The organism is Aerococcus urinaehominis (genome assembly GCF_001543245.1).
GTDB classification, from domain to species: domain Bacteria; phylum Bacillota; class Bacilli; order Lactobacillales; family Aerococcaceae; genus Aerococcus; species Aerococcus urinaehominis.
Map to the genome: position 1 here is coordinate 755,202 of NZ_CP014163.1, position 13,993 is coordinate 769,194.

Annotated in this window: 11 protein-coding genes and 1 pseudogene; all 12 read right to left on the minus strand. The window is 41.0% G+C overall.

What is annotated here, in order from left to right:
* Positions 1–102: 102 nt before the first annotated feature.
* The 12 genes and pseudogenes from AWM75_RS03235 to AWM75_RS03290 all read right to left on the minus strand — a co-directional run bounded on the left by AWM75_RS03235 (position 103) and on the right by AWM75_RS03290 (position 13,981).
* The gene (locus tag AWM75_RS03235; protein ID WP_067978159.1) at positions 103–396 is read right to left on the minus strand and encodes a hypothetical protein; all 294 of its coding nucleotides are present in this window, start codon (positions 394–396) and stop codon (positions 103–105) included.
* Between the two features lie 114 nt (positions 397–510).
* Positions 511–1,596: a Gfo/Idh/MocA family protein gene (locus AWM75_RS03240; protein WP_067978161.1), complete on the minus strand. Its 1,086-nt coding sequence runs from the start codon at positions 1,594–1,596 to the stop codon at positions 511–513.
* A gap of 82 nt (positions 1,597–1,678) precedes the next feature.
* Entirely contained in the window at positions 1,679–2,542 is an 864-nt protein-coding gene (locus AWM75_RS03245; RefSeq protein WP_200778311.1) for a sugar phosphate isomerase/epimerase family protein, read from the minus strand.
* A complete protein-coding gene (locus tag AWM75_RS03250) occupies positions 2,535–3,542 on the minus strand; it encodes a Gfo/Idh/MocA family protein (RefSeq protein WP_067978163.1) in 1,008 nt (335 codons plus the stop codon). The genes AWM75_RS03245 and AWM75_RS03250 overlap by 8 nt, the downstream gene beginning before the upstream one ends.
* An 18-nt stretch (positions 3,543–3,560) precedes the next feature.
* Entirely contained in the window at positions 3,561–4,733 is a 1,173-nt protein-coding gene (locus AWM75_RS03255; protein WP_067978165.1) for a Gfo/Idh/MocA family protein, read from the minus strand.
* A gap of 15 nt (positions 4,734–4,748) precedes the next feature.
* Positions 4,749–5,621, minus strand: coding sequence for a helix-turn-helix transcriptional regulator (locus AWM75_RS03260; protein ID WP_067978168.1), 873 nt, complete (start codon positions 5,619–5,621; stop codon positions 4,749–4,751).
* A 402-nt stretch (positions 5,622–6,023) separates the two neighbouring features.
* Positions 6,024–6,893: a DegV family protein gene (locus AWM75_RS03265; RefSeq protein ID WP_067978170.1), complete on the minus strand. Its 870-nt coding sequence runs from the start codon at positions 6,891–6,893 to the stop codon at positions 6,024–6,026.
* Positions 6,894–7,201: 308 nt separating this feature from the next.
* A complete protein-coding gene (locus AWM75_RS03270; protein WP_067978172.1) occupies positions 7,202–8,590 on the minus strand; it encodes an MFS transporter in 1,389 nt (462 codons plus the stop codon).
* Between the two features lie 249 nt (positions 8,591–8,839).
* A complete protein-coding gene (locus AWM75_RS03275; protein WP_067978175.1) occupies positions 8,840–10,222 on the minus strand; it encodes an MFS transporter in 1,383 nt (460 codons plus the stop codon).
* Positions 10,223–10,544: 322 nt separating this feature from the next.
* The gene (locus AWM75_RS03280; RefSeq protein WP_067978177.1) at positions 10,545–11,540 is read right to left on the minus strand and encodes a DNA/RNA non-specific endonuclease; all 996 of its coding nucleotides are present in this window, start codon (positions 11,538–11,540) and stop codon (positions 10,545–10,547) included.
* 82 nt (positions 11,541–11,622) lie between these two features.
* On the minus strand, positions 11,623–12,591 hold the full coding sequence (locus AWM75_RS03285) for a GMP reductase (protein ID WP_067978179.1): 969 nt from the start codon (positions 12,589–12,591) through the stop codon (positions 11,623–11,625).
* Positions 12,592–12,707: 116 nt separating this feature from the next.
* A pseudogene (locus AWM75_RS03290) lies at positions 12,708–13,981 on the minus strand (MFS transporter).
* Positions 13,982–13,993 lie beyond the last annotated feature (12 nt).

Consider the following 13,993-nt stretch of genomic DNA (forward strand, 5'->3'; position numbering starts at 1 on the left):
AAAAGGCTGGACCGCTGTCACACCCTTTTTCAAACATACTAAACTATTCTAATGAGTTGCTTTTGTCTACTTAAGACGGACTTACTTGGTAAGCTAGCTGCTTTATAGGTCTTTGTTATTGAGTGGTAGTACCGCTTCGTAACGGTCAGACCCTTCTTTTAATCTGAGTGGATAATTGGTGCGATATTTAGCGCCTTGTGGTGTTTGCTCTAAGTACATCACAAAATCACGCCCTTCATCAAAAGGATAAATGGTAAGTAACTTAGTAAAGACATTATCCTGGTCGATGATAACGTTACGGATCAGATAATCTTCAGCAAAGCTATCATCAAATTGGAAGTATTGGCCAGGCTGGACTTCATATTCATATTCTAAAATATCTAGGGTTTCAAACATCATACTGCCTCCTTGTTTTTATTCATCCTAATTGTAACATTTTTCACAATATTCCCCTAGTCATTTTTTAACAAAAAAATGGGGGGGCAACCCCCCCATCCCAAACTTTATCCGTTAGTTGTTATCAGTTTTAATCCGAATGGCATCACGCTCAGCAATTAAACATAGTTCTTGGGCCTTGAAAATATGTTCTTGCGTCATGGCCTCTTCTGTACCATTAATACAATCAAGAATCATTTGGCCAAAGAATGGAAAACCAATTTCGCCAGTTACTTGCATATGCTCAACACCATCTTTAGTTACCAGATAGACATGGTCAAACGTATCTTCCCGGCCCACGTCTAAATACTTACGTAGCTCGATGGTTCCCTCAGTACCAGTAATAAAGGTCCGGCCATCACCCCAGGTTGGTAAGCCGTCTGGGGTAAACCAGTCGACCTTGAAGAAGAAGTTAGCACCATTTTCACCAATTAAGCTAGCATCACCGTAGTCCTCAAGCTCAGGCGTATCTGGGTTATTGTAGTTAGCTACTTTGGCAGAAACAACTTCTGCATCAGTATTACCTGTGTAGTATAGGAATTGTTCAATTTGGTGGGAGCCAATATCAGCTAAAATACCACCATACTCTTCATAATTAAAGAACCAATCTGGACGTTTTTCCTTATCTAGACGGTGAGGACCAAATCCGGTTACTTGGATAACACGACCAATTTTGCCCTCTTCAATTAATTGACCGGCTAGTACTGCTGCTTCAACGTGCAAGCGTTCTGAGAAGTATACAAAATAACGTTTACCGGTTTCTGCTTGGACTTTGCGGGTTTCTTCGAGTTGGTCTAGGGTCGTAAAACCTGTTTTATCCGTGAAGTAGTGCTTGCCTGCCTTCATCACCCGGTTACCTAAAGCCGAGCGTTTATTTGGTACAGCCGCTGCCGCTACTAATTGGATTTCTGGATCCTCTAAAATTTGCTCCAACGAATCCGCTACTGGCGTATCGGGAAATTGCTCTAAGTAATTAGCTACTTTTTCTGGATCGGGATCATAAACATATTTAATTGTCGCACCAGCTTCAATCAAGCCGTTGGTCATTCCATTAATATGACCATGGTCAAGGGCCGTTACCCCTACCTGAAATTCACCTGGTTCTACCACATGGTTAATTTTACCCTGTGGTGCATAGTTCATACCATCTTTAGCACCCATCGTATTCCTCCTTATAATCTAGTGATAATTCTTGGCAAATTATAGAAGAAACTGGTCATTGCTGGCCAGTTTCTTCTTATTTTTAGAATAAATCGGCAAAACCGTAATCGATTAGGGCCTGACGAGAGTCAGCTAAGCAATCGAATGGGTCGCGTCCGTATAACATATCTTGTTCAACTAATAGGTATTCAATTCCTAAATCTAAAGCTTTATTAACAATAGCTTGATAGTCCATTGAACCAGCACCAATTTCAGCAAACTCTACAATATTAGTGAAGGCTGTATAGAAGCTAGCCACATCTCCTTCTTCAAGGGCAGAGAAAGCTTCATCTGGAATTGCACCAATCCGATAATCTTTAATATGAACTAAACCAGCACGATCCTTGTATTGCTCTAAGATAGCAATTGGATCAGCACCACCACGTTGTACCCAGTGTAAGTCTAATTCAAAGTCCAAGGCCGGACATTCACGAGCAATAATATCAATTAAAAACTCATCTTCATATTTGCGGAACTCAACATGGTGATTATGGTAATAGAGTTGAATACCTTCTTCTTTAAGTTTTTCACCAAATTCGTTGGCTTGACGACAGAATGCCAAGGCTGTTTCCTTATTTTTCATATTAGCAAAAGGTAACATGCCAATACGAAGTTTTGTTACGCCTAGGGTCTTACAGTCTTGAACAATTTTATCGAATTTAGTATCCAAAGCATCATTACCGCCTGGTGTACCTTCATCAATTACGTTACAAGAAAGCGAAGCAATTTCCATGCCTAACTCATCTTGCGCACGTTTTAATTCAGCAACATTTTCTTCAGTCATAGGAATTTGAGAAATTTCAACGGCATTATAGCCAATTTCACTGACTTTCTTTAAGGTTTCAAATGCACCTAATTCCTCAAACTTTTCCTTTAACATCATTGCTTGTACGCCAATTTTACTCATGAATAAATTCCTCCTTATTCACAATTCGATTTTCTGCTGATGATAATTTCATCGCATCAATCATTTCCATAGTAATAAGAGCACTCTCTAAGCCACAGTAGTCGTCGGTATTATCATTAATAGCCCGATAAAAACTGTCAAAATAGTTACGGTGGCTAGGTCCATAGTAAATCTTAGTTCCTGGCACCCGTTCATTTTCAGCCAGACAGTTAATATCCTTGTCGAATAACTTATCTTCTTTGATTGTATAGCGGCCGTTGCTAGTCATGACTTGGAGCTCAATTGAGTCATTACCGTAGTAGGCATTAGTGCCCATAAAGAATCCATGGCTACCATCAGTAAACTCAAAATTAGCTGTTGCCGTATCTTCTACTTCAATATCGTAATCTAACAAATTACCAACTAGCGCCTTACAGGCTGACCAATCATTACCGGTTACATAATGCATGAGATCTAAGGTATGAATAGCCTGGTTAATAATGGTACCAGACCCCGCTTCGTCCCACTTACCACGCCAAGGCTTTTGAGAGTAGTAAGATTCTGGTCTAAACCAAGGTACCAAGCCCTTAACTGCCAGAATTTCCCCACCCTCTGCTTGGAGAAGACGCTTCATTTCCTGAACAGTTTCATTCAAGCGGTTTTGGAAACACACAGCAACCTTGGTGCCATTAGCTAAGGCCTGGTGGTCCAATAGTAACTGTCGTGAACGCTCAGCGTTAATAGATACTGGCTTTTCAAGTAGTACATGAACGCCTGCGCGCGCAATCGTCATCGTTGCCTCATCATGGAGATAGTGGGGTAAGCAAACATGAACGACATCCAAATCTTCCTGGGCTAACATCTCTGTCAAATCTGTATAGAAAGGAAAATCTGAATAGTCCTTAGCCCGGGTGGGGTCATTATCACAAACCGCCACTAAATCGGCATAAGGGGATTCAAGAATCCCCTTAGCATGGACGATGGCTACAGTTCCCAAGCCAACAATGCCAACTTTTAGCATGTTAATACGTCCTTTCAATTAATCACGTGTTGGGAACTTACCTTCTTCTTCAATATGTTGGTTTAACATTTCTAAGAACTTATCATCATCAAAGTCTTTAATAGAAATCTTTTCGCCAGTCCAGCCAGACATTTGAATGGCATTGGCTAGACGTACGCCGTTAATACCTTCAGCACCTGGTGCGATTAAGTCTTCGCCATTTAAAATATGTTGGGCAAAGTTTTCGATAACGCCAGAGTGTTGAGCACCCCAAACGTTTTCTTCTTCAATCGTTTGTACTTCTTCGAATAGGTCGCCAAAAACATTTTCAGCAGCCATCATGCGTTTAACCTTATCAGCATCGAAGCCAGCATCGATATCTTGTTCAGTTTCTTTTAGACGATAAACAGTTGCTTTTTGTGAATCATCAACAACGATTTTACCTTTATCGCAATAGATTTCAAGACGGTCTGAACCAACAATTTCATTAGTTGATGTAACAAAGACACCAGTCGCACCGTTAGGATACTTCAGCATGGCATGAACTTGGTCTTCTACGACAATGTCACGTTGGTAACCTTCATCAACCATGGCATACACTGATTCAGGTACACCTGCAATCCATTGGAAGAGGTCTAATTGGTGAGGTGCTTGGTTAACTAGGACACCGCCACCTTCACCGCCCCAAGTAGCACGCCATTCACTTTGGTTATAGTAAGCTTGTGGCCGCCACCAAGTGGTGATAATCCAGTTAGTACGGCGGATTGCACCTAAATCACCGCTGTCCATAATGGCTTTAATTTTTTGATAAAGTGGATTATTACGTTGGTTAAACATAATCGCATAAGTTGCTTTAGCATCTTTAGCATATTCATTTAATTCTTGAACTTGCTTAGTATAAACACCAGCAGGTTTTTCATTCAAAACATGGATATCTTTGCTTAAAGCATAGATTGCCATTTCTGGGTGAAGATAGTGAGGTACCGCGGTAATAACCGCATCTACTTCGCCAGAATCTACTAAATCTTTGTAATCTTCATAAGCATTTACTTCTGGGAAAAGTTCCTTGCAACGATCAATTGCAGCTGGATCAATATCACAAACACCTGTTAGTTCAACTGAAGGTACCAAACCACCGTCAATAAAACGACCATAAGCCGAACCTTGGGTACCATAGCCGATAATACCTAAACGTAATTTTTTCTCTGCCATAACAATTCTCCTTTATTATGCTTTTACCTTACCATCACTATATGTATCAAATGCCTCAGCGTAGCTTAGATTGCGAAACTGCTTAGGAGTCATCTGCATTTTTTGTTTGAAGAAACGAGAAAAGTGCGCTGGACTCTCAAAACCACACTGCTTGGCTATATCCTGTATCGGTAATTCACGGTTCATAAACAACTGGAAACGTGCCTGCGTCAAACGATAAGACATCAAAAATGACATCACGGTTGTCCCCGTCACCTCCTTAAAGAGATGAGGTAAATAGGAGCGGGAAATGTTTACCCCACGGGCAATATCATCTAAAGTCAAGCTCTCCTGATAATGCCTGGTAATAAAACGAGTTACATCTTCTACCTTGCGGATTCTATCATCACTAGTTTCTCGTCCAATCAGACTCTCATCAGCTGCTAAGTCAATCTCTAAAAGTAGACTAACTAACTTAACCTGGATAAGTTGCCGATGTTGGTTACTGTCCTTACGGTCAACTAGCTGGACTAATTCACTAATGGTTTGTCCAATCCGACCAGCTGCAGCCTGGTCAGAAATCCGGTAAAGATAACCGGTGGAATTGGTAAACAAACCCAGCAGGTCTTCCGCACCTAAACTAGCTAAGACTGGTGCGATAAATCCGCTGTCGAAGTGAATCATAGAACGCCGGTATTGTTTTGAGTCTGGTGAAACAAAAGCCTTGTGAAGTCGCATCCCGTCAATAAGTAGGATATCTCCAGCTTGCAGGTCATAAAAGTGGTCTCCCACTTGATAGTAAACATTACCTGCAACCAGTTGATAAATCTCAAGCTGACTGTGGCTGTGGAAATCTAACTGGTCAATACCACCATCTAGATCGTAACCACCATAAACGCCGTTTTCCATATTTTCACCTACCGATTACAAGTTTATTATACTAAAGAAAACGCTTTAATTCATTAACTAAATGTGTTTAAAAACAAATATAAATTGACTGAACGTGCTATTTAGCGTTGAACCATTAATTACCGAAGCTGATGAAAGGGGTTAAGACCCAGCTATAACTGATATTTTTTAAAAAATTATCACTTAATCTAGCTAGCAAGTTTTCTAAACTAAAACGGTTGCTTGCTAATTATTTTAGCAAGTTTTGTTATTATAAGCAAAATCAAGTATCACTCCTGGGCAAAAAACTATAAAAAAGAGACTGATCACCCTAGTCACAGTCTCCTTTCCCCATATTAATTTTTTTACTAACAGCCTAGTCTGGCAAATTTTAAGCAAGAGAAGTTGCCCCTTATCCCGCTCCTAATAATCCGCACTTACCATAGCTGAAAAACCCAGACAATTACGCCCGCCATGCACACCAAGTACAGGTGGTAGGTAGGCAATATCTATGGCTAGATCAGGATAACGCTCTTGACATTGGTCAGCCAAATCTTGGGCGGCTTGGGGGGCATCACCGTGCGCAATGGCCAACCTAACCCGCCCCGGATAAGCAGCTATTGCTTGGTCAAAAATTTTATAAACAAGCTTATGAAAACGTTTCTCAGTTCTTACTTTTTCATATACCTGTAACTGTCCGTCTTTATCAAAAACTGCTACAGGGATAATATTTAATAGTTCACCAATAAATTTGGTACCTGCCTGAAGTCGCCCTCCTTTAACTAGGTTGTCCATTTCTCTTATCCCAACATATACCCGACTCTGATCAGCTGACCACTGCAATTTTTGGGCAATTGCTTGGCCTGGCATACCCAAGTCCAACATATCTAGGGCTTGGGCTAGCAAAAACTGCATGACCAAGGAGGTAGATTTAGAATCAATGACGTAACTAGTTACTTGGTCTTGGTAATTTTCAAGTAGTAAGCGGGCAGTATTATAGGTTCCTGATATTTGACTAGATAAATGAATAGCGAATATTTGTTGGTAGCCGGCCGCAATAATTTTTTCTACAAGCGCAACATAATCACCCACCGGCGGCTGAGAAGTGGTCGGCAAGTCCGGGGCCGCCTGCATCTTTTGATAAAAGGCAGCGATATCACTATCCCGATTACTGTCCCTAAAGGTGGTGCCGTCTGCTAGGATAACCTCTAAGGGAATGGTAAATACATCCGGATGATTTTTGTATTGGTCAGATAAATTGGCAGTTGAATCAACGATGAAGGCCGTCTTCATTAAATCGCTCCTCTTTATATAATTACTATTTATTGTAACAAAGAAAAGACTAGTCATTAAAATGTTCACATAAACATCGAATTTTAAAAACTAGATTAACTAGTTTTACCAAAAAAAGCCCGGGACATAAGTCCCAGGCTATCAGTATTATACCTGTATTAGCAGCGTAGTCAGGTTCGACTCGGCAAGCATGTCACCACTGCAGAAATCTGACGCAATAGCTTACAGCTATTGGTCCGATTCCTTCCAGTGGCTCATGCCTGAACGCCGAGTCTCGCACCCTGTATAAGTCATTCATTTTTTAGTGCTTAGTGGCCACGACGTTCGGCTAGGATAGCAGCATTGCTATCAACACGTTTTTTACCTAATGGATATATAAACATTAATGATAGGGCAGCTAACAGGTAAGCAACGCCAGGCACTAACACGGCAACGTTGAAGACCCGGTCAATAACTTCTGCTGTTTGTGTTTCCGCACCAGAAACATAACCAATACCAGTTAATAACCAACCAGCAGCGGCACCAGCCAAGGCTTGACCTACCTTACGGGCAAATGAGTAAAGGGCATAAATAGTACCGTCATCACGGTCACCAGTTGCTACTTCGATATCATCGATTACGTCAATGATACAAGCCCAGATAACTGTATTAAAAATACCGAATCCTAGGTAAGCAATTGATAAGAAAGCAATAAAGACATACATATTATCAGGACGTAATAAGAATAGAATAGCGTAAGAGATGGTAGAAACAAGCATACCAACGATGCCGACTTCTTTTTTACCAAAACGTTTGGCTAAAACTGGTCCTAGCGGTGCTGCAATTGCTAATACTAATAAAGGATTAAGTGTATTGACAATAGAAATACCGGCAGCTGAATTATAGTAGTTAGGGAAGACATAGTTGTTCATAGAACCCATAACTAACTGACCACAAATCATGAATAAGGCAGACAATACAATCCCTTGTAATGAGCGGCTAGTGAAAACAGCACTAAATGTCTCTCCCAAGCTTGGGTTAGAAGCGTTTTCATCCTTTTGAATTTTAACCCGTTCAGTTGTCATAAAGTAGCATAGGGCATAGAAAACAATTGCTAAAATAGAGAAGACCCCTGCTACGACAGTAAAGGTCATGTCTGTTTTTACACGTCCCATTGAATCATAGATAAACAGCGGGGTAACCGCACCAATGATTAAACCTGCTAGGGTTGCACCAACTGTACGGAAGGTAGATAATTGCGTCCGGCCATCAGGATCAGCTGTAATTGCTGAAGCCATTGAACCATAAGGAATATTAATAGCAGTATAGCAGATTGAACCCCAAAGAAGGTAAGTAACATACATATAAATCATTTTGGTTGTCATCGAAGCATCTTGCATTCCTACTTGGTACATTAAGAATGATGCAATAGCTACTGGACCGGCAATCCGCTTAATCCATACCCGGAATTTACCGTCAGGGTGTGGTTTAGAAGTATCGACAATCCGTCCCATACCGACGTCAGTAAAGGCATCGACAATCCGTGAAACTAAAAATAAAGTACCAACAGCACTACCAGGAATACCTAGTACCTCAGTATAAAAGACCATCAGGAACATGGACTGGAAGATAAAGGTCATGTCGTTACCGAAGTCACCAAACATGTAACCAATCTTATCTCGCATGCCAAATGGTTTTACATTTGCATTTGTTGCCATAAAGATTTTTCTCCTTTCAAATTTAAAACTGAATGACTTATCTGCAGATATAATAATAGCGTTTTCTGTTAGCGTTTACAAGTGTTTTCTATAAAATTTTGTAAATTTTTCTAATCTTGTATTTTTTGTGGATTGCTAGTATTTATTGCAAAATTATAATAGGTCAAGTAAGACCTTATAATTTAAAAAAAATAAGAGCCCAGGGATAATACCCTAGACTCTATCACATCATCTATTTTGTTAATAATATTAGCGACGGCTAGCTAAAACCTCTGCGTTAGCATCTACCCGTTTCTTAGATAGTGGATAAACAAAGATTAACGCTAAAGCTGCTAATAAGTAAGCAGTACCTGGTACTAAAGTAGAAATATTAAAGATACTTTCAATCACATCGCCAGTTTGGTTAGCAGCACCTGATACATAGCCTACACCAGTTAATAACCAACCAGAAGCAGCACCAGCAAAAGCTTGACCTAATTTACGCGCAAATGAATATAAAGCATAGATTGTACCGTCATCACGCTCGCCAGATTGGACCTCAATATCATCAATAACGTCGATGATACAAGCCCAGATGACGGTATTAAAAATACCAAAACCTAAATAAGCAATTGATAGGAAAGCGATGAAGACATACATATTATCTGGACGTAGTAAGAAAGCACAAGCATATGAAATAGCTGAGATAATCATCCCAACTGCGCCGACTTCTTTTTTACCGAAACGTTTAGCTAAGCCAGGACCTAAAGGTGCTGCAATCAAGAGCGTTAATAATGGATTCATGGTGTTAACTAAAGAAATACCAGTTGAAGAGCTGTAATAATTAGGGAAAACATAGTTGTTCATTGAACCCATCATCAATTGACCACAAATCATAAACAAAGCAGCTATGATAATACCTGCAAGCGCACGACTTGAGAAGATCGTACCCATTGTTTCTAAGAATGGTTTGCGCTCTTGACTTTCAGAGTTAGTAATTTTAACCCGCTCAGTAGTCATAAAGTAGCAAAGGGCATAAAAAGCAATCGCTAATAACGAGAACACACCAGCTACAACAGTAAAAGTAATATCGGTTTTCACACTACCAGCTGCATCATAAATAAAGATCGGGGTAATCGCACCAATAACTAGTGAAGCTAAAGTTGCACCTACTGTACGGAAGGTAGATAATTGCGTCCGACCATCTGGATCAGCTGTAATCGCTGAAGCCATTGAACCATAAGGGATGTTAATTGCTGTGTAGCAGATTGAACCCCAAAGGATATAAGTTACGTACATGTAGATAATTTTAGTAGTCATTGACGCATCTTGCATACCAGTTTGGTACATCAGGAATGAAGCTAGCGCAACTGGACCAGCAATGCGCTTAATCCATACGCGGAATTTTCCATCTGGATGCGGTTTAGCGGTATCGACGATACGACCCATGCCCACATCAGTAAAAGCATCAACAATCCGTGAAACCAAGAAAAGTGTACCAACAGCCGAAGCTTGGATACCTAATACCTCTGTGTAAAATACCATCAGGAACATGGATTGGAGGTGGAAGGTCATATCATTACCTAGGTCCCCAAACATGTAGCCGACCTTGTCACGCATGCCGAATGGTTTTTCGACTGCATTTGTTGCCATTTATAATTTCCCCTTTCGGTGTCTAAATTTTTAGTAAGAAAAAACAGATGACGTGTTTTTATTCACAAAGAACATGGTAACGTTTTTATTTACAAGTATCAAGATAAATTTTGCAATTTTTTTAAGTTTTAAAAGTATCTTTTTAAAGGTTAATAAACCAGTATTGTTAGCGTTTTAGACGAATTTTAACGTTTTCATAATTATCATTATTTTCAATATTTTTTCAAATAACGCAACAAATGCAATCCGACCTTGTAATATACTTGTAAATTACAAGCAAAAAAAGCCTGGGAGGTAGGTCCCAGACTCTCGCCATTAGTGTTTAAAAATTTTGGGGGCGGCTAGCACCGGTTTGGTAATCAATATAGACGCCCGGCTGGTGGTTAGGAATATAGATATGGAATTGCAGGCTATGGTCTGCATCCAAGCTTAAACCTTCGAGATAAATGCCTCGAGCTAAGAGTTCTTGACCAACAAAAACTGGACTGACCCGGTAGCGAACCTGGGCATTGCTTTCTTCTATATAGGCTGCCACATAGTTTTCGAAGGGCAGCATGCCTTCAACGTTAAAGTAACGCGTACCTGCCATTAAGTTAAGCATATTGTCTTGTTGACCCGTCAACTGGTAGCCGATAAGATGGGACCGGTTATAAAGCCATCCGCCAGATACCAGCCCCGGATAATAAGCCTGGTCCCAACCACTAGGCGTCACAGCAACAAGGCTATCCCTGCCCTGGTCATCTGCTGGCATCAATTGTTGGTCCAAGAGCGCTTCCGCCGTGCCAACGCGACCTAGTTGATCCAAATTACTATAACGTTCCCAGCCACTAGCTGTAATATGAAAATCTTCGCTACTGAACAAGGGGGTATTATTATTGACTGTCACATATGCCTGACCCGCCACATTCGCTGGCGGCTGGCGGTGAAATTGTTGACGATATTCATAGACTTGGCTAGCTGGTAAAGCTAAAACTTGGCTCAAATCCTGGTAATCAACTGGACTAGTTGGCGCCGGACTAGGCTTGTCGTCAACCTGACTTTGGTCACTTGCTAGTGGATTTTCAGGTGTATTGACATCAGATGATTCCTGGTCTGCCTTACCTCCCGCTGGACGCTGGTCTAGTACCGGCACTGAGACCTGGTAGGACTGGTTGTCCTGGCGACTAGCTTGGCGGCTAGCTTGATCGGCTTGCTCTTGTCTTTGGGCAAAGTCACTTGCATAAATACTAGTCAGCGTTAAGCCCACTAAAACTAAAAAACTAATAATCACACCCAATATGGCTTTTTCCCGATTAGGTCTTACCCTTCTTCTTGACATCCCCTGACTCCCTCTCTAATTAAAGCACTAAAAAAGCTTGGCTCAGCCAAGCTTTTTTAGCATTTCTATTATTTTACGCTTATTAGTCGCCGTTGTAAATGGTTTCAACGACTACATAGTCAACAGTGGTTAGAGATTTCAAATCACGGCCACCTGCATATGAAATGGATGATTGTAAATCTTCTTGCATTTCTTTCAGCGTATCGTAAATAGAACCACGACTAGCTAAAAGAATCTTCTTACCTTCAACGTTCTTGTATTGACCCTTTTGGAATTCAGAAGCTGAGCCAAAATACTCTTTGTAAGTTTGGCCATCTTCAACTACTGATTCGCCAGGTGACTCCTCATGGGCAGCTAAGAGTGAACCAATCATAACCATGCTGGCACCGAAGCGGATTGATTTAGCAATATCCCCATGGGTCCGAATGCCTCCATCAGCAATGATTGGCTTACGGGCAGCCTTGGCACATAGACGTATGGCTGATAACTGCCAGCCCGCGGTACCAAAGCCGGTTTTAATCTTGGTAATACAAACACGGCCTGGGCCAACCCCAACTTTAGTAGCATCAGCACCAGCATTTTCAAGATCCCGAACAGCTTCAGGTGTTGCGATATTCCCTGCAATGACAAAGCTATGAGGTAATTTTTCCTTTAGGTACTTAATCATGTCAATTACTGTTTGAGAATGGCCGTGGGCAATATCAATCGTAATATAAGCCACTTCTTCGCCTGATTCAGCTAGTTGGTCAACAAAAGCATATTCCTCTTCTTTGACGCCGACACTAATAGATGCATAAAGACCCTTACGGTTCATGTCACGCACAAAATCAAGACGTTTCTCTGGCTCAAAGCGGTGCATGATATAGAAATAACCATTACGTGCTAAGTCTTCAGCCAACTCTTCATTGAGCACGGTCTGCATATTAGCAGGTACTACAGGAATCTTAAAAGTGCGTCCGCCCAATTCAATCGAGGTATCGCACTGGCTCCGGCTAGTCACAATACACTTGGCAGGAATTAACTGGACCTGTTCATAATCAAATGTTTGCATTCTGTTGTTTCACTCTTCCTTGGCATATTTTAATTTCACAACAAGGTCTATTATAGCATAAAACCGAACAATAGATAGTAGCATTTAGCTAAAGTTGACTTTTTATATTTTATTGTCTAGGCTTCGCTTAACTTAGCTACTGCCCCTTCTGACTGGTTAAAATCAAGATCTGCTTTAATAGTGAAGTAACGATCAGCTTTTAAGTTTTCAATTGTCAGCATGGCTAATAAACTAAATATGTAGAGGGAAGCGATAAATAGCATCACCGTATCAACACCCGAACGGTCTAAGATAAAACCAATCATTACTGATGAGAAACCGCCGATGGCGCGACCAACATTTAAAATCACATTGTTAGCAATTGTTCGGATTTGGTAAGGATATAGGCGGGTAATCATGGCACCGTAACCTGAGAACATACCATTTACGAAAAAGCCCATCACAGCACCAGCCACTAGTAGGGTGGTAAAGAGTTGACAAAAGTAATCAAGTAAACTGAAACCATTGAGGCGATTAAGAAGCTTGCATAGGCTAACCGTGGTCCCAAGCGGTCAAGAATATTACCAAAGACCAACATCCCTAAACACATGCCTAAAATAGTGGTTACCATCCAGAGGCTAGATCCAGTTAATTCTAAGTTAAGACGTTTTTGCATCATAGTCGGTAACCAGTTCATCATACCAAAATAGCCAGCAATTTGAACAGTGGTCATCACCATCAAAGCCAGACTCTGTTTAGCTAGAGCAGGAGTGGCAAAGAGGTCGCTAATTCTACCCTGGTGGCCGTTACTAGATTTATTAACTTGATTAACACCTGGCAGGCTATCTTCATCAACTGACCAGTGCGCCCAGGCAACTAAAATTAGGGGTAGGAAGCCAAAGAGAAAGAGTCCGCGCCAACCAAATAACGGCGCAATAAAGCTAGCTAGTAGCGCTGAAGAAATTGAGCCCAACTGGCCAACAATCCCATTTAAGGATGAAATCCGTCCCATCTTTTCCATTGGGACGATACCAGCCATGATAGCAATAGCTACGCCATATTCACCGCCGACACCAATCCCGGCGATAAACCGCATTAAATAGAGGAAGTAAACATTATTAGTGAAGAAAATTAAGCCAGTAGCGACAGAGAAAATTAAAATCGTCCATTTAAATACGGTAAATTTATTATAACGGTCAGCTAAGACACCAAATATTAAGCCACCAAACAGCATACCAAAATTAGTAATGGTAGCAATCCAGCCGGCCTGAGTACCGGTAATTCCCAAGTCAGCAATAATGGTTCCTAAGGTAAAAGCTAAGAACATCACATTTAAGTCATCTAATCCTGAGCCGACAATGGCAGCTAGGAGGGCACGTTTATTATTTTTTTCCATATTTATCTCCTTAATGGGTGGTCCCGC